20 protein-coding genes are annotated in these 24,765 nt (G+C 44.1%); 9 read left to right on the forward strand and 11 right to left on the reverse strand.

All coding sequences use genetic code 11. The features are described from left to right. Positions 1–11 precede the first annotated feature (11 nt). Both TW84_RS18790 and TW84_RS18795 read left to right on the forward strand, forming a co-directional pair. Positions 12–3,704, forward strand: coding sequence for an RHS repeat domain-containing protein (locus tag TW84_RS18790; protein WP_045977158.1), 3,693 nt, complete (start codon positions 12–14; stop codon positions 3,702–3,704). Then, positions 3,694–4,824: an RHS repeat-associated core domain-containing protein gene (locus tag TW84_RS18795; RefSeq protein ID WP_045977159.1), complete on the forward strand. Its 1,131-nt coding sequence runs from the start codon at positions 3,694–3,696 to the stop codon at positions 4,822–4,824. The genes TW84_RS18790 and TW84_RS18795 overlap by 11 nt, the downstream gene beginning before the upstream one ends. A 115-nt stretch (positions 4,825–4,939) precedes the next feature. Here the strand turns inward: TW84_RS18795 and TW84_RS18800 are convergent, their stop codons facing one another. Next, positions 4,940–5,365 carry a universal stress protein gene (locus TW84_RS18800; protein WP_045977160.1) on the reverse strand — a complete coding sequence of 142 codons (426 nt, stop codon included), beginning with the start codon at positions 5,363–5,365 and terminating at the stop codon, positions 4,940–4,942. Positions 5,366–5,486: 121 nt separating this feature from the next. Next, entirely contained in the window at positions 5,487–6,092 is a 606-nt protein-coding gene (locus TW84_RS18805) for a class I SAM-dependent methyltransferase (RefSeq protein ID WP_045977161.1), read from the reverse strand. A gap of 139 nt (positions 6,093–6,231) precedes the next feature. Between TW84_RS18805 and ascB the strand changes: the two genes are divergently transcribed. After that, positions 6,232–7,623, forward strand: a complete 1,392-nt coding sequence (gene ascB, locus TW84_RS18810; protein WP_045977162.1) for a 6-phospho-beta-glucosidase — start codon at positions 6,232–6,234, stop codon at positions 7,621–7,623. Between the two features lie 353 nt (positions 7,624–7,976). Here ascB and TW84_RS18815 read toward each other — a convergent pair whose 3' ends face one another. Together TW84_RS18815 and TW84_RS18820 are read right to left on the reverse strand one after the other, a co-directional pair. Continuing rightward, positions 7,977–8,759, reverse strand: coding sequence for a sulfite exporter TauE/SafE family protein (locus TW84_RS18815; protein ID WP_045977163.1), 783 nt, complete (start codon positions 8,757–8,759; stop codon positions 7,977–7,979). 15 nt (positions 8,760–8,774) lie between these two features. Further along, the gene (locus TW84_RS18820; protein WP_045977164.1) at positions 8,775–9,650 is read right to left on the reverse strand and encodes an NAD(P)-dependent oxidoreductase; all 876 of its coding nucleotides are present in this window, start codon (positions 9,648–9,650) and stop codon (positions 8,775–8,777) included. A gap of 591 nt (positions 9,651–10,241) precedes the next feature. Here TW84_RS18820 and TW84_RS18825 point away from each other — a divergent pair. Then, positions 10,242–11,582 carry an aminotransferase-like domain-containing protein gene (locus tag TW84_RS18825; protein WP_045977165.1) on the forward strand — a complete coding sequence of 447 codons (1,341 nt, stop codon included), beginning with the start codon at positions 10,242–10,244 and terminating at the stop codon, positions 11,580–11,582. Between the two features lie 399 nt (positions 11,583–11,981). Here the strand turns inward: TW84_RS18825 and TW84_RS18830 are convergent, their stop codons facing one another. Continuing rightward, positions 11,982–12,878, reverse strand: a complete 897-nt coding sequence (locus TW84_RS18830; RefSeq protein WP_045977166.1) for a LysR substrate-binding domain-containing protein — start codon at positions 12,876–12,878, stop codon at positions 11,982–11,984. Between the two features lie 126 nt (positions 12,879–13,004). Between TW84_RS18830 and TW84_RS18835 the strand changes: the two genes are divergently transcribed. From TW84_RS18835 to TW84_RS18850, 4 genes are read left to right on the forward strand one after another with little or no spacing between them, the layout of a single operon-like run. Further along, entirely contained in the window at positions 13,005–14,228 is a 1,224-nt protein-coding gene (locus TW84_RS18835) for an aminotransferase class I/II-fold pyridoxal phosphate-dependent enzyme (RefSeq protein ID WP_045977167.1), read from the forward strand. Continuing rightward, positions 14,218–15,414 carry an MFS transporter gene (locus TW84_RS18840; protein WP_240478201.1) on the forward strand — a complete coding sequence of 399 codons (1,197 nt, stop codon included), beginning with the start codon at positions 14,218–14,220 and terminating at the stop codon, positions 15,412–15,414. The genes TW84_RS18835 and TW84_RS18840 overlap by 11 nt, the downstream gene beginning before the upstream one ends. Next, entirely contained in the window at positions 15,402–17,006 is a 1,605-nt protein-coding gene (locus tag TW84_RS18845; protein WP_045977169.1) for a carboxyl transferase domain-containing protein, read from the forward strand. The genes TW84_RS18840 and TW84_RS18845 overlap by 13 nt, the downstream gene beginning before the upstream one ends. Positions 17,007–17,008: 2 nt before the next feature. Next, positions 17,009–18,997, forward strand: coding sequence for an acetyl/propionyl/methylcrotonyl-CoA carboxylase subunit alpha (locus TW84_RS18850; protein WP_045977170.1), 1,989 nt, complete (start codon positions 17,009–17,011; stop codon positions 18,995–18,997). 267 nt (positions 18,998–19,264) lie between these two features. Here TW84_RS18850 and TW84_RS18855 read toward each other — a convergent pair whose 3' ends face one another. Beyond that, a complete protein-coding gene (locus tag TW84_RS18855; protein WP_157634066.1) occupies positions 19,265–19,807 on the reverse strand; it encodes a hypothetical protein in 543 nt (180 codons plus the stop codon). A gap of 186 nt (positions 19,808–19,993) precedes the next feature. On the opposite strand from TW84_RS18855, the gene TW84_RS18860 reads away from it, so the two are divergent. Beyond that, positions 19,994–20,320 (forward strand): hypothetical protein, encoded by a 327-nt coding sequence (locus TW84_RS18860; RefSeq protein ID WP_240478202.1) that lies wholly within the window; start codon positions 19,994–19,996, stop codon positions 20,318–20,320. 110 nt (positions 20,321–20,430) lie between these two features. Here the strand turns inward: TW84_RS18860 and TW84_RS18865 are convergent, their stop codons facing one another. From TW84_RS18865 to TW84_RS25230, 5 genes are read right to left on the reverse strand one after another with little or no spacing between them, the layout of a single operon-like run. Next, complete coding sequence (locus tag TW84_RS18865) at positions 20,431–21,102, reverse strand: 2OG-Fe(II) oxygenase (RefSeq protein ID WP_045977173.1); 672 nt, start codon at positions 21,100–21,102, stop codon at positions 20,431–20,433. Further along, a complete protein-coding gene (locus tag TW84_RS18870) occupies positions 21,095–22,318 on the reverse strand; it encodes an MFS transporter (RefSeq protein ID WP_045977174.1) in 1,224 nt (407 codons plus the stop codon). Before TW84_RS18870 ends, TW84_RS18865 begins: the two co-directional genes overlap by 8 nt. 1 nt (position 22,319) lies before the next feature. Beyond that, positions 22,320–23,291: a JmjC domain-containing protein gene (locus TW84_RS18875; RefSeq protein ID WP_045977175.1), complete on the reverse strand. Its 972-nt coding sequence runs from the start codon at positions 23,289–23,291 to the stop codon at positions 22,320–22,322. Next, complete coding sequence (locus tag TW84_RS18880; RefSeq protein ID WP_045977176.1) at positions 23,281–24,189, reverse strand: hypothetical protein; 909 nt, start codon at positions 24,187–24,189, stop codon at positions 23,281–23,283. Before TW84_RS18880 ends, TW84_RS18875 begins: the two co-directional genes overlap by 11 nt. 35 nt (positions 24,190–24,224) lie before the next feature. Further along, positions 24,225–24,347: a hypothetical protein gene (locus tag TW84_RS25230; protein WP_257713554.1), complete on the reverse strand. Its 123-nt coding sequence runs from the start codon at positions 24,345–24,347 to the stop codon at positions 24,225–24,227. Positions 24,348–24,765 lie beyond the last annotated feature (418 nt).

Consider the following 24,765-nt stretch of genomic DNA (forward strand, 5'->3'; position numbering starts at 1 on the left):
AAGGAGGCACTATGTCTAATTGGACTTCAAATGCATTTAATTTTGATAGTTATTGTTCAGGGGGCGTAGACCAAAGAACAAGAAGCTACTCCTATCAAATTCTTTTAGGATCCTTAGTCGGCAATTGGCTAAAAGGCCCTAACCTTGATATCGCTCTGCAGTTTTCACCCTACTCGCGGGATAACCTAGGTTTCGGTATAGGTTGGCAGTTAAACATTCCAAGATACGATCTTAAAAATAAACAACTGCATCTTGCGAATGGGCAGTCTTACCGAGCTGAATTGGGCGCGAACTACAAACTTGCTCTTCGCTATAAGAAATTGCTCGACTTCTCAGTGAAAGGTGACGCTAGTGGCTATGAGATTACCTATCGAAATGGTCGCAAAGACATCTTAGATGATCACGGTAATCTGATTAAAGTCATCCAAAGTGATGGCCATGCTCTGCATTTTTCCTGGTTAAACATAGGTCAAGAAAAACGTTTGAATAAAGTCTGGGATGATCGCACATCAGAAAGCCAACCACTTTTGCTTATTGTTCACGTTGATCCGAGCAGAGTGAATGTTTTTACGAATATCGGCAGTGCTCATGAAGCATATTTCAGACTTATCCTAAACAATAACAATCTCGTTCAATGCCAATTATCTGAAGATGCGGGTAGTTATGACTTTGGCTACAAAACGATAGGGTCCTATAACCTTATTCAGAGTGTTACCCACCCTTGTGGAATGCTTGAGCAACTGGCTTATGACGCCAATGGAATAAGAGTAAACACCAACACTTATCTCCCAGCGGTCACTTCTCATCGTGTTTTAACGAGAAACTCTCCCATTATTGAGACTCACTATGGCAGCGTGAATTCCGATAGCCGAAACTTTATGGGCTACAACGTGCCTGGCGGTAGTTTAGGTGAAGGGGTTGATAACTTACTTGAACGTGGAATCGAATACTCATACCGAGTACAAAAAGTGGAAAGCGGTACGATCAAGACCATTCAAACGTATAACCAATTCCACCTGTTGGTTGAAGAAGCTCGCCTGATAAACGACAAAATTGTCCACCTCAAGAAGCTTGGCTATCCAGCTCGTGACAACGAGGATTTTGCCAATCAGCCTGCTCAATACGCGCTAATCAATCAAGAAGAGCAAACTTGGTCATCGGGTGAAGATAGTCATCTACAAACTCGCCATTGGCAATACGATCAGTACGGTAACATGCTGTCTTTTATCGATGAAAACAACATTGCTGAGTATTATGAGTACTATTCATCACAAGGTGAGCTAGGCTGTCCAGCCTCTCCTTCTGGCATGGTGAACTTTGTCAAATCTCGTACTCTGAGCAATGGTTCTGAACAACGTAAGATTTCCTATGAGTACGGAGAGGTTGCAGGTCTCAACAATCAAAAGGATGTCGTGCTGCGCTTAGAAAATGCTCATGATCGCTACCAAAGCCATTACCGCTACCACGAGAATAACAGTGAGACATTTTCTTTGGGTCGACTAGCTTCCATCCAAAACGATTTCATTCATGCAGATGGTACCTATGCCAAGACTTCAAGCTATCACTATGTTTTGGAGGGTGACACGGTTGAAGAACATGAGGAACTGGTATGTCACGACAATACAAAAATTAATGTGGTTGTTAGCCACTATCTCGATATTGGCGAAATTGCTCATCATGTAGACGCGGATGGTGTTCGTTGTAGTTTTGAATATGACTCGTTACGTCGGACAAAAAGCGAACGCATTGATGGTAGTGCTGCACGTTCATACCAATATCTAGTGGATACCACCCAAGCTAGGCAAACCATGGTGCTCACAGACTGCAAGGGCAATTTGTGCGAACAGAGTTGGGATGGGCAAGGCAGAGAGTTAGAAGCGAAGCTCGGCACTACAACCACTTGGAAAAAAGAGTATGACGAATTCGGACGTTTAGCCAGCAAGAGCACTTTTGACGATCTGCCCGATAAAAAGGCGCGTACGATTTCTGTCACTCAGACAGAAACATATGAATACGATGATTGGGGGCAGATTAAAGCAACCACGCTTCCGAATGGTAATCGTCATATCGCGTTTAACAATCTAGCTAGCCGCCAAAAAACACAAGGTATTGAGGGGTTAGCGCTAACAGTCAGTGATCTGAACAACTGGGGGTTAGAAGATAGAAAGCAACAAGGTGATCGCGTTTGGCATTATGAATACGATGCTTGGGGCCGACTTAAGAAAGAAACTGATCCTGCTAGTCAATCGAAAAGCTATCAATACGACAAGTTTGATCGTGCCGTTCATATTACTCAAGCTAACCATGTTACTCAGCAAATTACCTACGCGGTACATACCGATCAAACGCAAGTCACTCAGTTAAAAATAGGTTCACAGATAGTTGGGCAGCGTGATCTTGATGGTTTGGGGCGACCTCTTGAACTTCGTCGGGGTGCCAGTAGCCAAGCCTCTTTAGCTTGGACCTATGCCGATAGCAGTAATATTCCGCAGACAGAAACCAGCTTATCCGCTCCAACAAGACGTTTTAGTCGCGATGCACAGTTAGGTGTTCTCAACGAGAAACAGTCTGGAGACCAGTCAACAACATACCAATATGATCCCGTCTCCGGCCTACCAACTGGCAGTGAAGATAGCAACGGGAGTCGAAGCTCGATTACATATTCTGTGACGGGTTTACCTGAGTTTGAGCAGCATGACGGCAACATCCGCCAGTACATTTACTCAAAAGGTGGTGTGATTACCTCGATTCAAAGCACGCGAGACAGACGTCAGTTCGGTTATGATGAGCTTGGCCGATTAGTCAAATTAAGTACAGATAACGCTACTGTTGAATACGAATATGATCAATTTGATCGTATCACTTTAGAGCAATTGACATCGGGTAGTCACACTCAAATTACCGAGATTGAATGGGATGAATACAGTCGCGAAGTGAACCGTGCTGTCGCACTCAACGACGTTTACATCTTTGAGCAGTCTCAACACTACAACGAACTTGGTTTACTTCGCTGCCGAGAAAAAGAGTGTGCAACCTTGGGCAATGTAACAGAGACGTACACCTATGATTCACTCTCACAACTTAAGCGCGTTGAGTTTTTAGGTACCGGCCCACTCAGCGATTGGGGTGAACCAATCTTATTCCTTGAATGGGACTACGATGACCTCGGTAATACGCTGACTCAGCGTTGTGTCACCAACGATTCTCAAGACCTCGCAGACTACTACTACGAAGCAGATGATCCAACACAGTTAACACGCATCACCCACACGCACCCTCAGCTTCCGAGCCAAACCGTACTCAAGTATGACCAGAATGGCAACATGATTGAGGATGCAGAAGGGCGAGCGCTAAGTTACGACCACTTCGACAAACTTACCAGCGTGCTGTCTAATAACACGGAATGGATGTACACCTACGACAGCAATGATCGTCTAATTGGGCAGTACTCTGATACCGAGAGTCGCCAGTTTGAGTATTTGTGGAGTGACATCGCGTCTATTGAAGACAATGGCCGCGTAACCCACTACATCTACGATGATGGTGTGCCGAAATGGTCAGAACAAGACTCTGTTGTCTCTATGATAGCCACCGATCAAAACGGTTCTGTCATTGCTTCTAACACCGCGGGTCAAACGGATGCAATGTACCGCTACTCTCCATATGGTCAACGCGAACAGGTGGTAAATAACAATGAGCAATAAAGATTCAGTATTCATTACTCCGCTTAATCGTCGTGAGTTTCTGATTAAAATTGGCCAAACCAGTGCGGTGGCTGGTGGCATTTCACTACTGCCAACCTCTGTGCGTCTTGCAATGGCGCAATCTATGACGGTCTCGCCATCGCATTTAGGCTTTAACGGCGAATGGCTGGACCCGGTACTCGAAGGTTACCACTTAGGCCAAGGCTATCGAGTCTACCAACCTAAGTTAATGCGTTTTAACGCCCCGGACAGTTTAGCGCCATTTAGTGAGGGTGTTCACAATGCTTATGTCTACTGTCATAACGATCCACTCAACTTTACGGACCCAAGTGGTCATTTGAATATCAGTAAGATTTTGTTTGGTGCGTTCGGCGTTATAGCGGGTATTGTGGGGATTGCACTGGCTGCTCCGACCGGAGGCTCAAGTTTGGTTCTTGCTGCTGGCATCATTGGCGGTATTGCCGGAATGACCAGTGGTGCGCTCCAGATTGCATCAGGCATCATTGATGATGGCGACATCTCTCGTAAACTGGATATCGCTACTATTCCATTTGACATTATTGGCGTGGTCAGTGGTGGCTACTCAGCTTTCAAGTCAGTACAAAACTTACGTTGGGTAAGAGCTGGCGGTGCTTTGGAAGATGTCACTCAGCCAGGGCTAGGCTCTCGGCTGTGGAACAAGATTAGCCCGTCAGCTGAGTACAACCTTGACTGGGCGCGTAAAACCAATCCTGCGATGAGAATTGGCAGTTCAGAAGGTCAAGTTATTGTCACCAAAATGGTACAAGGCGGCAAAACCATGACTTATACGCCCCCCCCGATCCACGGTGGTTTTACTAAGATTCTGCTCGGTCAAGTCAAAGTAGGCGCTCGTGGTTATACCATTTATCAAGGCATTATGACAGCTCGATCTATTGGCAGTATTGGCTGGTCGACGGTCAAAACTATCCCCGGAAGACTAGACAGCGAGAAATCATCGAACGAGAGTATGGTGACAGAGGGCAGAAGTTCAAACCCTGAAGCGAGAAAGACTCAGCTATATTCTCTGGAAGAAACCCGCCAGCGCATAAAATATGGCAGTGATGTGCAAAGAATGATACGCCAATTGCCTCTATCCTAATCGACAAGATGCAAAAGGCAATGCCGTTCACTAAATCAACAAGCGTTAGTTTAGCTGTAACATAAAATGACGAAGCCATCCGCAAGGATGGCTTTTTGATTTTTTACTCGCTGGATTAGTTTGGAATTGGCACAACCAGAATGTCGACAGGAGATTTGTTGATCAGGTGTCTCGAATAAGAAATGATCTTACTCCAGAAGTCCTGATGGTGGCCACATATCAGCAAGTCGACACGGTTTTCCTCAATGGTGTCATTGAGCTTATCGCCCAGATCGCCAGTCCCGACTAAAAAATGCTTCACAGGAAAATCTAGCTTGGCTTGGAATGCGCGCAACCATTCCATCGAGTGTTCGTTGAGTGGTCTGACGCTGGTGTCAGCCTGAATGTCGACCAGCTCCGGATAGATTTCTCCATGGGTGCCATCAATGTGGATGAGCGATATCTCAGCGTCATGCTGCTTAGCCATAAATACCGCTCTTTCAAGCAACACATTGCTCTCTTCCGACAGCTCCAGCGCGACCAGAATATGTCCATATTTCATTAACATGTCCTCTTATTGAACTGACTCATTTCATCATAGAGCGAATCGCTGAAAAATTTTGTCTAAGAGATCGCGGAAATGCTACAAATTGCATTGGTTGAACATAAGGATATTGTTCTAATTAGTTAGAGGTGGGTTTCTTGACCGCTAAAACAGAAAAGGTATGCCAATGCTTGATTCGTCCCAGTGCTGTCTTTCCTGATTCATCGCGCTCTTGGAACTGGATAATATCGAAATCTTTGAACAAAGCTTCCACCTGTGGTTTCGTCAGTGGTGTAGTTGCTATACGGAATCCATGAGCCCAAGAGTCTTTTTCACCCATGAAATCACCGCTAAATACGCCGCCAATTTTTAGGCTGTTACTGATGGATTGCCACGTGTCAGGAAACGCCTCCGGTTCAGCAAAGAACAGGCTGTTGTGTGCCAGAACCACTCCAGCTTGTGGGTAACGGAACGTTTCAAATGTGGAGAGTGAGATATTAATCGAAGGCTGGTCTGCGAATCGATCGCGGCAGAGGCCAATAGCGTCTTCATTATTATCAAAACCATACACCTGATAGCCTTGCTGCGCTAGGTAGGCGATGTCGCTGCCCGTACCACAGCCACAGTCAATCGCAACTTTACAGCCAGAACGGTTGATTTGGTGTGCGTTCTCAGTTTTTGATGAGTGCTTTTTGGTCAGTACCTTTTGGTAGTATTGGTGCCAGGTTTCGCTGTTCTTATCCATTGTTCATTGCTATCGGAGGGAAGGGTTGTAGTGTGCGTGAACGGAAAAAACTAGGAAATAACTATCTCACACCTCAGCCTCATTTTGTTCCTAAAATGTGAGTTACACTCAGTTCAGACTCGAAGTGAGAGAGAATATGATGACAACTTTTCCTAAGCATTTTCTGTGGGGTGGCGCGATTGCGGCCAATCAGGTGGAAGGCAGTTTTGATCTTGATGGTAAAGGGCTGTCGACGTCCGACATGTTGCCCAATGGGATTCTCAGTCTGCACCAGACGCGCCAACAACGCACCGAAGGTATTAAAGATCTGGCGATAGATTTTTACCAGCGTTATCCAGAAGATATTGCTCTATTCAATGAAATGGGGTTCAACTGTCTGAGGTTGTCCATTGCTTGGACGCGTATATTCCCGAATGGCGATGAATCTGAACCCAATGAAGAAGGCTTGGCGTATTATGATCGTATCTTCGACGAATTAGCGAAACATGATATTACGCCTTTTGTCACCTTGTCTCACTATGAGATGCCTTACGCGTTGGTAGAAAACTATGGCGGTTGGGCAAGCCGTGAACTGATTAGCTTCTTTGAGCGCTATGCTCGTACCGTGTTTGAACGCTATCAGAACAAGGTTAAACTGTGGCTGACGTTCAATGAAATCAACATGTCTCTTCACGCGCCGTTTACCGGTGTGGGCTTGGCTGAAGAGGCTAGTGAGCAGGCCATTTATCAGGCAATCCATCATCAGCTTGTCGCTAATGCAAAAGCGGTGAAACTATGTCATGAGATTATTCCAGATGCCAAGATAGGTAACATGTTGCTTGGTGCGCTTAATTATCCGTATACCTGTAATCCCGATGATGTTATCGCGGCGATGCAGGAAAATAACAAATGGCTGTTTTTTGGTGATGTCCAGACTCGCGGTCGTTACCCAGGTTACATGCTTCGCTATTTCCGTGAAAAAGGGATTGATATTGACATGCAGCCGGGTGATATAGAGGAATTGGCGAGCGCCAGCGTTGACTTCATTTCATTCAGTTATTATGCGAGTGGCTGTGCCAGTGCAGATCCCAAGCAGAAAGAGGTCGGTAACATTGTCGACAGCGTGCCTAATCCGTATTTAGAGAAAAGTCAGTGGGGTTGGTTGATTGATCCGAAAGGGCTACGCATCTTGCTTAACTTTCTTTATGACCGCTATCAGAAGCCGCTATTTATAGTTGAAAATGGACTTGGGGCGCGCGATAAAATCAACGCCAATGGGGAGATAGAAGATGATTATCGCATTGCCTATCTCAATGACCACTTGGTTCAGGCCAGAGAAGCCATATTGGATGGAGTGGAGCTGATAGGTTTCACCAGTTGGGGCCCTATCGATCTGGTTGCCAATTCCACTGCGGAAATGAGTAAGCGCTACGGCTACATTTATGTTGATCGTCATGATGATGGCAGTGGTACATTAGAGCGCAAGCGCAAGAAAAGCTTTTTCTGGTATCAGGATGTTATCCGGACTCATGGAGCATCGCTAAAATCTTGAAGTCAACGAGCCATCTGGCTCCTTGACTGCTGGCGTCTCGCGATAGGCTCATACTCGGCGCAAGTCGCTTTATGTGAATTAGTCTGAATACAATCTATCGGTTTCGTTTCCTTGAGGTGATTAGAACTGCTGGTTGGCCTGCTCCATTCAGAACCAGAGATGGCCATCCCTTGAAGTCCTTTTGGTGTGTGTCCTGAATTTCTGTTTTGTCCTGAATTTCTGAATTTTTAGTTTCTATTTCTCAAATAGTCAAAATTTGAGACGACCTTGCCTCATATTGATGCTTCTTGTGCATTTAAAAAGCCCGTTACGTCGATTGACATAAAGGGCTAATGGGAAAACAGGGATACCCGTTAGAAAATGAACTTATAGCCTAATGAGATCATCAACAGGCTCAGAGAGATGGATATCGTTCGTTGAATGAGTTTTGGACCATACTTCATTGCCGAAGCGCTACCAACGTGGTTACCAAACAAGTTCATGACCACTAATGGGATGGCTAATGCGTACATAACACTCCCCGCTAACATGAAGGCGATCAGTGCGCCTATATTCGAAGCAAAATTAAATAACTTTGACGTCGCTGAAGCGGAAACCAAATCGAACTTGAGCAAGTAATGCAGTGCAAAGATCAGAAAGCTTCCAGTTCCCGGCCCGAAGAAACCATCGTAAAATCCAATCACAAATACGGCAGCAGGGACACCAAACAAGATGGCGTATCGATTGATGGGCGCACTCGTATCGTGTTCTTTGCTCTTTTTGGGAATGAAAGATAACACAATACCAAACGGAAGCATTGCGAGTATGATCTTGCCGATCGTATCAGGATCGAAATAAAGTATTGCTTCCGCACCCGCATAGGCCCCCACTAAACCCGCAGGTATACCCGTAGCTACCGCTGTCCAGATCACGCATTTATTTCTGACGAAATTACGGATCGCCGCAATGGTACCAATGGTGCTGACAATCTTCTCTTGTCCCAGCGCAATGTGTGGCGGTAGGCCGGCAAGAATGAAAGAAGGAACCAAAATCAGACCGCCTCCACCGGCAACCGAATCAATAAACCCAGCAGCAAATGCAGACACCATCAGTGCAACCAGAATCCAAAATGTAATATCGCTTCCTAGAAATTCCACGCTGTGTTGCTCCCTTTATGATGACTCTTGATAGGTTTTGATGAGTACGGAGGTGTCCATACGACCGTATCCGTGGTTCTGTAGCTCACGATATTCACTATCTACTTTGATCGTGAGTGGCAAATCTATCCCTAACCTTTTGCTTTCGTCGATACAAATGCCTAAATCTTTGCGCATCCAATCAATCGCGAACCCAAAATCAAATTCATCTCTAGACATCGTTGAGGAACGATTCTCCATCTGCCAAGAACCTGCCGCACCATGCTTCAAGACATCCACAAGGTCATCGATATCTAAGCCAGCATGTTTTGCCAACGTCAGTCCTTCACTCAAGCCTTTCAAAACGCCAGCAATACAGATCTGATTGACCATTTTTGAACGTTGGCCTTGGCCGTTTCCTCCCATCAACTTGGATTGTTTTCCATAAACGCTCATCACAGGCGCTGCCTGCTCATACATTTCATTTTGACCACCACACATGATAGTCAGAGCACCATTTTCAGCCCCCGCTTGCCCACCAGATACTGGGGCATCAATGAATGCGATCCCTTTTTGTTTGCAGGCCACACCAAGTTCAATCGCCAATTCGGCGGATGTGGTGGTATGGTCGACCAAGATACTTCCTGGTTTCATATTGTCGATAAGACCCGTCTCACCGTAAACCACGCTGCGAACGTCATCATCATTTCCTACGCAAACAAATACCAAATCACAATCTTGAGCCGCGGCCCCAGGCGATGAACAAACCTCACCGTGATAGTCTTTCGCCCAGTCATGAGCCTTTTTCGTTGTGCGATTGTAAACTTTGGTTGGGTAACCATGACTAGAAAGGTGTCCTGCCATTGGGTAGCCCATGACACCTAATCCAATAAAGGCAACATTGTTTTTCATAGCGTTCTCCTTAGTCCTTTGCTATTTGCTTTCAATTTCTGTACGGCAATATTTGAACAAGCGAACTTATTACAAATTCACTCACCAACGATCAGTGCTATTTTTACGTGGATAACCCCTTTCTCTGCTGTGGCCCACGCGTTGATAGACCAAATGGCGTTTAAGGTCTCCACGGTTCTCACTTTGATAAGATATTATTTCAATGCCCTTTAATTGATATATGTCAATTTTGGTGCCATTGACTAATACCGATGTCTACAATCATCACGTGGGTACGAGGTGTTTAACCGTACTTATCTACCAACCTTTCATATTCAATTATGAAAAGTCTTCATCTGAGATTCAGTGATGGTATTTTATGGTCAGATTCATGGAGAATAGGCCTCTTCGCTACACTGGGTAATGAGTGAATCTGAGCTTCCTCATTGAGCATTGTTTTTAGTGTTATGTAATCTTCTTATCACTTTGATGCATGTTATTTTTCAAATTGACATATGTCAATTTAAAAATGACATCATTACCTGCTCAATTCCATAGCGAATAGACATAGTTATGCTTTATAATCGAAGAGGATAATTAAGGAGAAGTCGATTGAATAACAACAAATTCGTACGTATTGCTGACGCTATTGAAGAAAAAATTAATAGTGGCGAATACACGGCCAACACTAAACTACCGACCCATCGACAGTTAGCTGATGAGCTTAAAACGACTCCAGCGACGGTCGCTAAAGCCTATAAGTTGCTTAGTGACAAAGGTCGGCTTGAATCGTTTGTTGGTAAAGGTACGTTTGTTGCTGCTCACTCTGATCTGAATGAAGCTATTCAAGTGGTCCATGAAGACACCAATTACAATTTCTCTCTGCTACAGCCGTGCTTACACAAGAACATTCCTGCGATTAAGAGCGCCTATCGACAAGCGTCTGATCATCTCACTGAAACTTTGATTGGATATTGTGAAGACTCGGGACATGAAAAACACCGACAAGCGGCCGTCAAGTGGGCTCAACAGTATGGTCTGGAAGGCGGTAGTATCGATAACACCGTATTGACCAATGGGGCTCAACATGCTCTCTCTTTATTAGTAGAAACGCTAACTGAGCCTGGTGACACCATTTTGGTTGAATCCCTCACTTATCCAGGAATATTGGCCATTGCCAATTTATCTAACCGCAACGTTGTCGGCGTTGACTTAGATGAACATGGTCTATCTCCATCATCACTGGATAGTGCGATTCAACAATATTCACCCTCTCTCGTGATTGTCATTCCATGCCATCAGAACCCCACAGGTGTGTCGATGCCTGAAATGAGAAAAAAAGAAATCGCTCAGATCATCAATGAGCATCAAGTTTGGTTGGTAGAAGATGACATCTATTGCTTCTTAGATGAACACCCCATCCCCCCTATTGCTAACTTTGCACCAGATTACACATTTCATGTCACCGCTTTGTCTAAAGCGATTAGCCCCGCAATGCGGTGCGGGTTTATTAAAGCACCGGCTAGTCAGATCGCGCGGCTCAATGCTCACATACGAGCCAATATCTGGTTGTCATCGCCTATCAACTACATTGCCGCGACACTGCTTATCGAGTCGGGTGAAGCTTTCACTCTCGCCTCGAACCAAAGAAACATGGCGTCGAGCCGACAAAAAATCGCTCGTGAGATTTTTTCATTGAATGGCGTGCAATCTACTGGCTACCATATGTGGTTATCTTTACCCGAGCATTGGCAGCAAGATAGGTTTACCATGGAAGCCAAGAATCGCGGATTATTTGTCACCAGTGGCAGCTATTTCAGTGTGGATGGCTCAAGCACTCAACATATCAGGCTTTCACTTACCTCAATCAGTCAAGAGAGAAAATTGATTGAAGGGCTCAAACAAATTCGTGATCTTCTGAATGCCAGTCCAAATGCCTTTATGCCTTTCTGATCAGTTGTATTCCATCAGAATCCACGCTTTCTAGTTTACGGAGTGTAAGAGGCGTAACGTTGATCCTGAAGTATATGCAAACAGCGACTCTAACTACGTCTACAGCGAGTTGGATCGTTTAACTTATGGTCATGGTAAAGTCTATAGTTACTGGCAAGGGCCAAAGGAAACTGCTTTCTACTTGTATGGTACTTCCTTTGCTCAAATGAAATTGCAGATTTCAGAATTGGTTACTAGTTACCCTCTGTGCCAAAAGTGCAGAATTGAGCAGATTGCATAAAGGTGGCTAATAAGGGCGTGTAATAGTCAACAAATTCCAGAAAGACACCGATAGAGAGAAAGGGCAAGTTTCCCTTTCCTTATCGGTTTACCGAGTGTGATTAATTTGTTGTCTAAGAACTATGTTTCTGTTGGAAAATCACTGTTGACTTGCTCCTTTAACCAATCAATAAACAATGTCACTTTGGGTCTTTTCAAGTTCTTTTCAGGTAAACATATAAAATATGAGAAAGATAGCTCGGTAAAACTCTCTCCAATTCTAACTAAAGTTTTATTTTTGATATATCTATTAACTAGGCTGTGTTTTATTAATCCTATTCCTTGCATTGCTAGAGCACTTTCTACCACAAATTGAGAACCATCAAATAAAATCGAAGGATTAATGGGTTTTTTGTCATTTAATTCCAGCCAAGTTTTCCAACTCATATCTGTATAAATATCTTCTATTAGCACACCATTATTCAAATCATCGATGCTATATATGCCATACTTTTCTTGATAATAAGGATGGCATACAGGATATATAATGTCTTTCATCAACCATTCACAATGCATTCCAGTATATTGACCAGAACCGAAACGTACGCATAAATCGATACTATTGTCAGTGGGTTGAGAGAGACGGTTGGTTGGTTCAACTAGAATATTGATATCAGGGTGCCGCTCTCTGAATCCTTGTAATCTTGGAATTAGCCAATGATGAGCAAAAGAGCTAGGTGTTGATATCGCGAGCTTGTTTGGGTATGGGTCATCAACCAGTTCATCCAGACCAGATTCTAGGTGGTTAAACCCTTTCTTGACCTGTTTGTAAAGACTTTCCCCATAAGGGGTGAGTTCAATTTTCCTGTGATGACGGTGGAACAGGCAAGTGTCTACGCTAGCTTCGAGTTGTCTTATTTGCTGACTTACTGCAGCTGGAGAAACGAAGAGTTCTTTTGCTGCTAATTTGAAGCTCCCTAAAGCTGCCGCTCGATAAAAATAATGTAAACCTTGGAGAGGAAGATTCTGTCTTTTCAATTAAGAAGGCCTTAACTAACGGCAATAAAGAATTGCTTGTCAGGTTAACATAAATTTACAAATATATAAAAGTATCATTGAAATATGTTTTTTTTATCAATTAGGCTCGCATAACAAGGAATAGTTTTGAATAAATATACAAATATAAAAAAATCAATAGATATAAGCGAAGGTTTTTGGGATACAACCAGCAATAATGGCCTTGCTAATATTATCAGTAAGAATATGGGAAATGGTGAGCACTTGACAGTTCCCGGAGGCGAGCAGTTTGTAAATATGTCCTCGTACTCTTATCTTGGTTTGGATAGCCATCCTGCAATTATACAAGGTGCAATTGACGGTATTCAGTCGACAGGGGCATTAAATTCTTCGACTTCACGTATTCGTGTTCAATACGAAATACTTAACCAAGCAGAGTGCCAATTAGGTGAACTAACAAGTAGTGACGTGTTCACACTGCCTTCTTGCGCAGCGGCCGCCGCCGCAGTATTACCATTACTCTCATCTGGTGCCCTTACCAATAATACCCCCCCGGTCATGGTTTTTGATAAGCATGCGCACTTTTGTCTGAATTACATGAAACCAATTTGCGCTGATGAAACAAAAGTCATCACGATTGAGCATAACGACATGTGTGCATTGGAGGATATTTGTAAGCAGCACCAACAAGTCGCGTTTGTCGCTGATTCTATATACAGCACAGGTGGAGCGGCACCGATAAAGAGGTTACTAGAACTGCAAAGTCAATACGGGCTATTTCTGCTGATTGACGAAGCTCACGGCCTTTCTACCACTGGTCATAATGGAGTAGGCATGGTTTTGAGTGAAGTCGATGAACTTAATGATCAGACGTTGCTCATCGCATCTCTAAATAAAGGCTTTGGTGCATCGGGTGGTGCCGTGTTCTTTCGTCAACACAAGGACAATAAAGTCAGGAACCTTTTAGCCAGATATGGTGGGCCGATCACTTGGTCACAGCGAATTAATACGGCGGGCCTTGGCGCTATTATTGCTTCGACTGAGTTGCATCAGAATGGAACAATTAATCGATTACAAACGACGCTAATGCGTAAAGTTGAATTGTTTGACGAGTTGGTAACGACCCGAGCCAAAGGTGATGGATTGCCTATCCGATTTGTTTCTTTGGGAGACGAGCAAGCGACCATCAATATAGCCAGAGAGCTATTTAGTTCGGGCTTTTACACTTCAGCGATATTCTTCCCAGTCATCGCGAGAGGTAAGGCGGGTCTAAGAATCATGTTGCGCTCAAATATGCAAGATAAAGATATTCAAGAGTTCGCCATTAGATTGAATCAACTCAAGCAAAAGCATGGAGTGCATGATGCGTAGAGCAGGTAATCGTCTCGTACTGGTTTTAGCTTGTACGTTAGTGCTGATGGCACAGATGTCGACCACTTTGTATTTGCCAGCTTTGCCTGAGGTCGCAAGCGAACTTTCCATAAGTCGCCATTATGCTGAATTGTCCATTTCGCTTTTTGTGATTGGAGCGGCTTTACCCGTTATTTACTGGGGGCATGCTGCAGAAAAATATGGGCGAGATAGATCCTTGGTGATGGCTTTAAGTGTGTTTATTGGAGCGAGTTTATATCTCTATTTTGCACAAACAATCGAGAGCTTACTGGTCGCGAGAGTAATCCAAGGGATGGGAGCGGGTGGTGCTGCAATCATTGCCAGGATCTTGGTAAGAGATAACTGGAGCGGAGATGAGTTGACGCAGAAACTCTCGCTGCTTTCGATGGCCTTCATTGCTGCGTTAGGTATCGGGCAGTTTATCGGTTCGATATTAACTGAGTATAGCGATTGGCGGTTTGGCTTCATATTATTGTCGGTGATAGCTGTCGGAGCATTGGTCGTGATTATGTTCATCCCTTTTCAATCGACTGAACAAAAGCCTCAAGCTTCATCAACATCGCGAGCAAGTTATATTCAAATTGCAAATGACCGAAGTTTTCTGATCCCTTGTGTTCAAGGAGGGCTTGGGTTTGCCACGATAGTGACGCTGCAAGAAGTGAGTCCATTTGTATTTTCACATGACTTACAGCTATCTAGCCAAATGTTTGGTTTCTTTGGCCTTAGTATTGGTGTTGCGTATTTCTTAGGTTCTCTTTGTGTCAAACATTTTGTAACCAAGGTTGGCAGTCAGAAGTTAATGAACCTGGGGGCCTATCTGATGATGTTAGGCTCAATAATCATGCTGGGGGTTTGGTTGTTCAGCAGTGCGATTCCAATGCAAACCCTTATTGCTGCTTATCTTAGTTTGTATCTACTCATTATTTTTGGACAAGCTATCGTTTTTCCAAACAGCATGTCCATTGCTGCAAGCCAATCTTCGCACAATGGCGCGCATAGCATTGCTTTGTGTGGATTCCTACAGCAATCAATGGCCGGAATAGCAGCGGCATTAGCGGTTGGTGCGGGACAAAGTCATAGCTGGGTGTACTGGGTTGCTATTATGGGAGTAGTGATTCTTGGTCTTAGTTTTACGAATAAAGAGCAAAAAGCATGTCTGAATTAGTTTCAATATTAGATCCGAAAACTGAAGAGGCCAAAGTTAACTTTGATGGTTATCAAGCTATTCTAGAAAAGTTTAATCAAGCCCAATCTGAGTCACTCGCTTTAGAGTTGCCAAGTCGTGAAAAGCAAAGCTCTAGAGGTAAGCTTTCTCCCCGGGAACGGATATCAAAAGTAATTGATGTTGGAACCTCCTTCTTTGAAATCGGGCAAATAGCAGGATACAAAGTCTATGAGCAACCTCTCCCGAGCGCAGCAATAGTGACAGGTGTTGGTGTAATAAACGGCCGTAAATGTGCCATTTTTGCCAACGATTCTGCTGTAAAAGGCGGAACCTATTATCCAGTTACCTTGAAGAAACACCTTAGAATGCAAAGTATTGCGCGCAAACACAAATTGCCCTGTATTTACTTGGTCGATTCTGGTGGTGTATTTCTTCCACTTCAAGATGATTTATTCCCGAGTGAGCATCACTTTGGCAAAATATTCAAGAACATCGCGGAAATGTCCAGTTTAGGTATCGCCCAAATTTCAGCAGTTCTTGGGTCTTGTACTGCGGGTGGCGCTTATATTCCAGCAATGTGTGATGAAACCATTATTACCAAAGGGAATGGCACCATTTTCCTCGGGGGCCCACAACTGGTGAAAGCAGCAACGGGAGTTGAAGTTGACGCTCAATCTCTCGGTGGTGCCACACTACACACTGAGGTGAGTGGAGTCGCTGACCACTATGCAGAAAATGAAGATCATGCACTCCAGATAGTGAGAGATCTTGTCAGTCGATCTCATCAAGATGAGCCAGAATGCGCCCCTGATATCGCTCCTAGGGACAGCCTCTACTCGTTAGAAGAGATACCGTACCTGTTAAGTAAGGACCCGAAAAAGCCCATCATCGCGAGAGAAATACTGGCTAGGTTGTTGGATGACAGCAAATTAGTTGAATACAAAGCTAACTATGGAAAAAGCATCGTGTGTGGGACAGGCCACATAGGAGGCTATGCGGCTGGAATCATTATTAATGACGGAGTGCTCTTTTCAGAAAGTGCGATAAAGGCGACGAACTTTATGGCTATTTGTGCCAAACGCAAACTGCCGATTGTTTTTATTCACAACATCAATGGCTTTATGGTTGGGAAAGAGTACGAAGCTGAGGGCATTGCTAAGCATGGCGCTAAAATGGTCAACGCTATCTCTTGCTTAAGGGTGCCAACTATCAGCCTCATTGTTGGTGGAAGCTACGGAGCTGGGAACCTGGCTATGTGCGGTAGAACCATGGAACCGGATTTTATGGCGATGTGGCCAAACGCTAAAACTTCGGTCGTTGGGGGAGTGCAAGCCGCTAAGGTAATGTTGATGATGGAGCAAGAAAAGCGTCAGCGGAATGGTGAGAGCATGACCGAACTCGAACAAGAGCAATTCATGCAGCCGATCATCGATACATATGAAAAACAAGGTTCTGCAATGTATGTTGGGGCTCGAATGAACGCAGATGCCATTATCCCTCCGGTCCAGACTCGTGACTGGCTTGCCACCTGTTTGTCTCTCTGTAGACATCAGGATATGGAAGAGACCAACTTTGGAATATTCAGGATGTAAACATGCTTAAAAGAATTTTAATTGCAAATAGAGGTGAGATTGCACAGAGAGTTGCGAGAACTTGCCTTGACTTAGGTATTGAATACGTCGGAATACATTCTGATGAGGATGGCGACAGCGAGTATCTGCTCGACGCCACTCAGTGTGTTCATCTTGAGGGAAGCTCGGCGCTAGAAACCTACTTAAACATAGACAAAGTGGTGCAAGCAGCGCTCGACAGTGATTGCGACGCTGTGCACCCAGGATATGGTTTTCTATCTGAGAATGCAGACTTTGCTTTAGCACTTGAAAGTAAAGGCATTAAACTGATTGGCCCTACTTCAGAAATGATTGGTTTAATGGGAAATAAGTCCACGGCGAAAGAGGTGATGGCTCGTGCTGGATTGCCCGTTTTACCTGGTTCTGTTAGAGGGACATCAGACAAAGCTCAGTTGATTTCTGATGCTGAGACTATTGGCTATCCGTTAATTCTGAAACCCGTACTTGGCGGTGGCGGTAAAGGTATGGCCATCGTCTATGATCGCCACACATTAGAGCCTGCCATTGAAGAGGCTTGTCGGGTGGCGAAAGCGGCTTTTGGTGATGAGCGTTTACTTATCGAAAGGTACATAGAGTCACCGAGGCATATCGAGGTCCAAGTGGCATGTGACCATTTTGGAAATGTTATTCATTTATTTGATAGAGAGTGTTCTATTCAGAGGCGTCATCAAAAGATCATTGAAGAGGCCCCTGTTTCTTACCTTAGCGAGGAGGTTCGTCAGGAATACCTTTCCGCCGCAGTAGAAGCAATGGAAAACATCAGGTATACCAGTATAGGCACGATTGAGTTTATCTTTGATGGCAAACAATTCTATTTCATGGAGATGAACACTCGCTTACAGGTTGAGCATACGGTAACTGAGGAAATTACTGGAATTGATTTAGTTGAGTTGCAAATTCGTATCGCAGCGAATCAGCCGCTGTCTTACCACCAAGCTCAAATACGTACCGATGGGCACTCCATACAGGCGAGGTTGTATGCAGAGAATCCATATAAAGAGTTTCAGCCAGAACCGGGGACGGTTAAGTACGTTCGTTGGCCATCCAAAGTGAGAGTTGAACGGGCATTTTCTCAATCAGGGAATATCTCTGGTTATTATGACCCTATGTTTGGCAAAGTAATCAGTCATGCAGCTACGAGAGACAAAGCAAGGAAAGAGCTTATCACTGCGCTCGAAGAAACGAGTATTATTGGTGTGACCACCAACATCGTGTTTCTTAAACACCTATTAGAGGCCTCAAGTTTTGTGAGCAATGATGTCAGCACAGACCTTGTCGATCAGCATGTGATCCCCGTCTTTTTGAAGCAAGGGTGCAAAAGGGACAGGCTTGATGCGGCACTTGCTATCGCCGCTAACCTATATCTCAGTGAATCGTTGAAGGATATTAGAAACACGCCTTGGGTAAAGAGTGCTGGTTCTACTCTTTCACGTGGTTTGGGAGAGCAGCATATTGGCCGCGTAGAGTTAGAAACCGACGATGGACAGTTTGAAGTGCTTATTCAATCGATAGATCTTCGTTCAACACGTGTCGCGGTCGAGGGGCAAGTCTTTAACGTGTCTCTGTCAGGTACATCTGCACAAGAGGTCAAAACGGGTAATATTGGCGCGTTGAAATGGCATGCTATAGAGAGTCAAAGTCGATACTTTGTTGAGGTTGGAGGAGAGTCATACTCTATTCAGCGCAAAAAACATGAATTCGGTGCTCAGAAAAACCAGTCTGACATCACTAAGTCAGAGATATCAGGCGTGATTGTCTCCGTGTTAGTTGAGGAAGGTCAGCATGTGGAAGCTGGCAAACCTCTCATCATCGTAGAAGCCATGAAAATGGAAACGACGATTTTTGCTCAAAAACAGGGTGTCGTATCTAACATGCACTGTTCTGTAGGAGATATAGTAAACAAAGGTGACACCATTCTTAAAATCGCGGATGGTTTGAAGGAATCGATGTAAAGTCAGTTAAGAGCATCGCCACTTTCAAATCAACATTCGGAATCTTCGCCTAGTATGCAGCTAGGCGATTTTTTGCCTGTTGAAAGCTCGATGTTTATCTTCAAATTCAAAGTGAATAAGAGAGGGTTTGCTTAATGTAAAAAAGGTGAGCTACGCAAAACCAAATGTCATGATGAATCTTGGCATAGCACTCTCGGCAGGGGACAGTGGTGAAGCCAGCTTTATGTTTTACTCCAATATTATTGTCAAGAGCCTGTACTGACATCGCTACGTTCTCTCTTCTATAAATTCCATCCAGTCAACAGTAAGGCCTAGACGTTTACGCTCACTAGCAGGTATATGCAGCCAGTAGGGAAGCCAGAGCCACTGAAACCAAAAGTCCAAACTTCCTTGAAGTGCGCCATATTCCATCGGATTTAAGTCGGGAAACGATACCTTTGGGAGTGGAGGCGCGTAATTTGACTGCAAAATACAGTTAATCAACGGCTCTTCATTAGTCACGATATGGACAATATAACCTCCAAAGTCAGGAAAGAGGTTAACTTTTAGTATTGAGCCTTTGTGGGATAGGTCCTGTGGCTCTTTTGTCCCATTGAATACAAATTCGTCGTCAGAGTATGTTTGTATCGAGCGAACGATGGCATCAACACTCTCTGATCCAATTAAGAAAAAAAGGTTATAGGCACAGCCTCTCATTTCTTGACATAGAGAAACGTGAGGGTAGGTAGCCTCATATTGTTTCAAGCTGAGTGACTCTTGACTTTCACTCAGTCTCTTCCTGAAAAGCTTACTCAGCCAGTTCGTTTTCATAAATAAAATCTGCCACCTGATCTGTACCATAATATCCAGTGGCTCTTGCGATAGTCTTAGCACTTTTAAATGATTAGTGAAAATATCGGACACACACTAGTATTGGTTTGCCAAACCACCTTGGGCTGGCATTGATAAGTCGCCACAATGATGGGAGTGTTCTGAACTTGACCATTTTAAGAGTATATGATGGAAAATATTAATATCCATATTCACAAGATGCTGCATCTATGGACTTTTATCTGGATATTGCCATTTATGTTCTACTCTTATCGTTACTGCTTCGGTGAACAGCGATATATTGATGAACTGATTGGCAACCTGTCTAAACAACCACAAACGTTTAAGGCAAAGTGGTACCTGAATACATCAGGATTAGGTGCCGGAGGGCTGTTTGTTATTTACGCATTACTCTACCCCTTAGTACGTCATCGTGCCAAAAAGAGAACGTTGAAGTTTGACTTATTTATGTGGGCTAACTTTGCGTTTTTATTCAGCTTAGTGGCTTTGTAAATGTTGAATTGCACAAACAATGAGTGGTCACACGCAAGGCTTGACGCCATTTTCTTGTTGTTTATCAACAAATTTCACCTCACATTTTATTTACTCTGCAATACCGTTCATCACATTAACCAACCAGACAGTGCCAATCGTGGTTCATCATCCTGTGATTGATTGTGTTCGACACGATGGGTGGTATGGGGCGATGGGAAAAACATAACACTGCGATTAGGCATGGGGGTGATTTCATGTAGTGTACCTTGATAGTCAAATACTAGCTTTGATTGTGAAGGTGGAAACTCAGGATCACCAAAATAGACGATAATAGTCACTTTATATGGGCTGACTTGTGCGCTACTGGTGTGATCGTTGTGATTATCGATAAAACAGTAGCGATTAAATGACGTTAGCGAGAAGCTTTGCTCAAACTCTGTAGCGTTAAGGCCGAGTATAGGAAGCCAGTGTGCCATTGCTTGCTTGGCAATTTTTCTGACTAACACATCACTACCTTGATCGACAAAGTGGTAGATAAAGCTGAATCTGTCTGCCGGTACTGGCGGCAGATTCATTTTTTGGAACACTTTTTCCCGTTTCTCTAAAGTGAGTAGCTCTGTATTAAACTTCTTACCATTGTGTCCGACACGAGTGCGCCATCCTTGCTGCTGCTGCCAAGAGTCTATTACCGCCTTATTGAAATTGGCAAAGCTTGCTTTATCAAAAAAATCATCAATACATAGATAACCATTTTGCGTTATTTTCTCACGCATTTTGCGGTTAGAAATCAGATCAATCATGAGCAAGCTCCTGCACTGTATTTGGTGCGTCTGAGCGGATATACCAAAAAGACAAAATAACGGTCGCTACCACAGCCATCATTCCATAATGACTAACACCAAAGTGGCTGGTGATACCAAACAACACCATACCCAAAGGCACTGCGGTATTGGTGACCATCTGGTCGTTTGAGGCAAAGCGAGGAAGTTGACTTGCAGTTAGGTGTGTTTGGGTAACCGTATCCCATTTGATACCACTCATTGTAGTTGCACAGGCACCAAACATAGCGCAAACGACAATCACAGTGATCGGTAGGGTGCTACTTATAGCTATAGCTTGTAAAGACAATAGCAACAGGCATAGCAAATGAACTCGATTCCATGTGAAGTGTTTAAAGCGCCCGCTGAGCATCCCGGTCGAACCCACTAATGATCCTATAGCGATGCAGGTTGCGACAAATGCCCAGTCGCTTTCTGAGTGATTGGCTATAACCATTGCAGGCCCCGCAACGCCCAGAAATCCAAGACAAATCGAGACAAAAAACCAGCTTTTTAGCCCATTAATTGACCAGTTTGGCAAGGGCACTGGCGGCGTTGAGGTGTCGCTTTTCCTTTCTTCTGCAGCAGGTTCGCTACTCGTTTCTGATTTGGGTACAAGTCGGATGGCGTAGATCAATCCAATGGCGATGAGAAAAGTAATACAGTCGATCATCAGCACGGTCTCAAATCCAAGCAACAGAACCAAAGTCGCGCCTGACAAAGGTCCAATAATACTGTAGATGTCGCCTAGAATTGCCAACACGGAGTTGGCTTGCTCGCGGCTCTTTGCAGAAGTGATACTAGGGAGCAACTGAAAGCTAGCGGGTAGATAAAAGGAAGAAGCAAGACCATAAACAAACGCTGAAATCACCATCGCTATGACAGTATTCGTGCCGAGTGCAATATATAGCAGTAGCCCAAACTGGGCGAGTAAACGCGTGATATCGGCAAGGATCATGGTTGGCTTTAGTGCAGTAATGGCTAGCTTGCGATAGATAAGCATACCTAGAAAACGGCCTAACCAGAGTGCCAGCATCACCAGAGCTATCCCTACTCCCGAAGGTGATATATTGAAAGATTCGATAGAAAAAGCGATCGGGATTAATGCATTACCGGCTCCAGAAGCAAAACTGGCCGTAGCGAATAAGGTGAAATTACGGTTCCATTCGATGGTTTTTAGAGTTTTGATAATAGCCATATCATAGACCTCGGATAATTAGACCATTGCTTAAGCCAAAGCGGATAAAGGCTTCAACACGTGTTGGATCGATGTCCAGTCGCTCCGATAGTTCGAGGACCGTTGAATAAGGGGAGCATTGTAGCGATCGTAATATATCGAGGTAGTCCTTGTGTTTGAGCTTGATCGTTCGCTTTGGAGTGATAAGGCGGATTACCTCTCCTTCTGTTTCAAATGGGGGAAGAAAGTTATAGTAGCCCCGAAAACCGCAGTTAGATAACGAGTGTTGAGAGTCAATAGAAAAAGGTAGTGCATTGCCAATACGTGGTTTTAAGGCCTGTAATTGTTGCTTTTGGCTGAGTTCGTTGTAGTTTTGGCCGTCGAAATCTTCAAAAGCTATGGTTAGGTGCATTGAAGTGACCCCTTTGCCATGAACATCATGACGCTTTCCTCTTGGATAAAAAGCAATATCTCCAGTGTTATAGTCAACAGTGTCGTTGTTGTCATGGATCCAATGCTTATGGCCAAACAGCTGTAGGACTAGAAATGGATGATCATCTGAGTGCATGTTGAATGCGGTCTGGTTGGCTTTAGTTAAGTAACACTGAATCCAGCATTTCACTCCGTAACTGGCTTCTATGTATTCTTGAATCCCTCTGAGCTCGGTAACATGATCGTTGATGTGGTCGAAGACTAACGTACCGCCTTCATTGAGACATTGGGTCACCAAATCGTTATCGAGTAAGCTATGTTCAATGAGACCGTCGCCTATTCTTGACTGAATAAATAGTGCAGGATGTAAGTCTTTCCCATCGGCAATGAGGCGAATATTCATACGTGAAGAGCCTATGTTCGAAAGGCGACTGAACACCGTTGAAGCTAGTGGTGTCAGGTCTGCGTTTACCTGTTTTTTGTTGTATGTTGCTGATTTTTTAGTGGAAATCGATAGTTGATCGATAGCGTTTAGCACCGATTCTAACGAGTTAGTGAGCATGTAAAGCTCCTACTTTGATGAGTTTCGCGAGCAACCTTCTTTGGCCTAGGTCTTGCAACCAGTCGTTAACGAGTAAGGGTTGGCTAGATTGACTGCTTAAGGCGTTTAATCGAATTACTTCGTCAGCGTCTAGCTTTACTTTGCCAAAGTCTGTGTTGACTACATGGTCGAGGCAAGTATGAGTTCGCCAAGTTAAGCTACGTCCCGATAAGGCATCGAGATTTGAGACAATATTTGGGTCATAGATAGGGGGAATATAAGTGTGAGCTTTGTCTGAGTCAGATTCCTCACAACTTAGCCCGATGAATACACCCGGCCCCAACGCATGAAAAATGTGCATTACGCCTTGGCGGACATTGTAATGTTGTCCTGGTTTTAGTGATAAACATTTTGCACTTGGTAACAGAGGCTTGTAATCGAGATGGATACCAGTGAATCGCTCCGAGTTGACCACTTTGGGTTGGAAAGGGGGCTTTTCCTCCCATAGATACAGATCCCGACCAGAGCCCGCGACATCAATAATGTGTGAATCTTCAAAGTCTTGATGTATACCAAATGGGGTCCAATTGGACGATGAGGTAAGAAACATATACACGTCGACCAATTTGGGGCAATCATAGCTAAGTAAAAGCTCATTGCTATGAATATAGTCAAAGACCTGTAGAGTTAAGGGTAGGCTCCACTTCGTGATTTCATTCAAGGCTAGGCAGTAACCCGAACCATAGAGGGTATTGAGGTGTTCCTGAGGCTCAACTAAACACTCGCCCCATCGGTGTACAATGTTGCTACAGGCTTTGTAATCAAGTGAGTGTTGGTGGAAGACGCGGTATTTTGGCTCGATTCGTGTTGAATTCATGGCGCTATTGATAGCGCGGCTAATGGTGATTGTGTCTATCATGATAGTGATAGCCCCTTTTGGGGCTATCCTCGACCTTAGTGGCCTACATCTTGACGTGGGCTGGTACAGCTACCACATGTTGTCGCTTCCGCTTCTACTTCAAACTCCAGTTCAAACTCTTGTGAAGCCAACTGTTCTTGATCGATTGCGTGTTCCATCTAAATTCTCCATGTTGTTGTTAGTAAGTTCTCATGCAATATGCAAGCAGGCACACTTTATTCAATTGATTTCATTAATGATATTAGACTTTAGTATTGGTTTTATAGATTATTTTTTTGATTGTTAACTGAAAATACACCGGGTTTTAAAGGAAAATACTGGACACACACCAATAAATAGACAGATAGGCTTTCTACCTTGAGGCTGGTTTTGATGCATTGCCACAATGATAGGTGTGTGTCCTGAATTTACGCTGAATTTACGACCTGAACTTACTAACTTCTTTATGTCGTAAATTGCTAGCGAGCTAATGAGAATGGGGTGATAAATAATGTTAAATCATAATAATAATGGTTGTGTAGCCTGAAACCGAATTGAACGATATTTATACAATTTGGCTCCATTTCTTATGTGAGC

The organism is Vibrio neptunius, assembly GCF_000967495.1.
Classification (GTDB): Bacteria; Pseudomonadota; Gammaproteobacteria; order Enterobacterales; family Vibrionaceae; genus Vibrio; species Vibrio neptunius.

Bases quoted from the DNA above. Each gene is read 5' to 3' on its own strand.
- TW84_RS18845 (WP_045977169.1), top strand. From the start codon at position 15,402: ATGTCTGAATTAGTTTCAATATTAGATCCGAAAACTGAAGAGGCCAAA.
- TW84_RS18860 (WP_240478202.1), top strand. From the start codon at position 19,994: ATGATGGAAAATATTAATATCCATATTCACAAGATGCTGCATCTATGG.
- TW84_RS18800 (WP_045977160.1), bottom strand. From the start codon at position 5,365: ATGAAATATGGACATATTCTGGTCGCGCTGGAGCTGTCGGAAGAGAGC.
- TW84_RS18805 (WP_045977161.1), bottom strand. From the start codon at position 6,092: ATGGATAAGAACAGCGAAACCTGGCACCAATACTACCAAAAGGTACTG.
- TW84_RS18870 (WP_045977174.1), bottom strand. From the start codon at position 22,318: ATGGCTATTATCAAAACTCTAAAAACCATCGAATGGAACCGTAATTTC.
- TW84_RS18865 (WP_045977173.1), bottom strand. From the start codon at position 21,102: ATGATTGATCTGATTTCTAACCGCAAAATGCGTGAGAAAATAACGCAA.
- TW84_RS18840 (WP_240478201.1), top strand. From the start codon at position 14,218: ATGATGCGTAGAGCAGGTAATCGTCTCGTACTGGTTTTAGCTTGTACG.
- TW84_RS18880 (WP_045977176.1), bottom strand. From the start codon at position 24,189: ATGATAGACACAATCACCATTAGCCGCGCTATCAATAGCGCCATGAAT.
- TW84_RS25230 (WP_257713554.1), bottom strand. From the start codon at position 24,347: ATGGAACACGCAATCGATCAAGAACAGTTGGCTTCACAAGAGTTTGAA.
- ascB (WP_045977162.1), top strand. From the start codon at position 6,232: ATGACAACTTTTCCTAAGCATTTTCTGTGGGGTGGCGCGATTGCGGCC.
- TW84_RS18795 (WP_045977159.1), top strand. From the start codon at position 3,694: ATGAGCAATAAAGATTCAGTATTCATTACTCCGCTTAATCGTCGTGAG.
- TW84_RS18790 (WP_045977158.1), top strand. From the start codon at position 12: ATGTCTAATTGGACTTCAAATGCATTTAATTTTGATAGTTATTGTTCA.
- TW84_RS18850 (WP_045977170.1), top strand. From the start codon at position 17,009: ATGCTTAAAAGAATTTTAATTGCAAATAGAGGTGAGATTGCACAGAGA.
- TW84_RS18855 (WP_157634066.1), bottom strand. From the start codon at position 19,807: ATGAAAACGAACTGGCTGAGTAAGCTTTTCAGGAAGAGACTGAGTGAA.
- TW84_RS18820 (WP_045977164.1), bottom strand. From the start codon at position 9,650: ATGAAAAACAATGTTGCCTTTATTGGATTAGGTGTCATGGGCTACCCA.
- TW84_RS18875 (WP_045977175.1), bottom strand. From the start codon at position 23,291: ATGCTCACTAACTCGTTAGAATCGGTGCTAAACGCTATCGATCAACTA.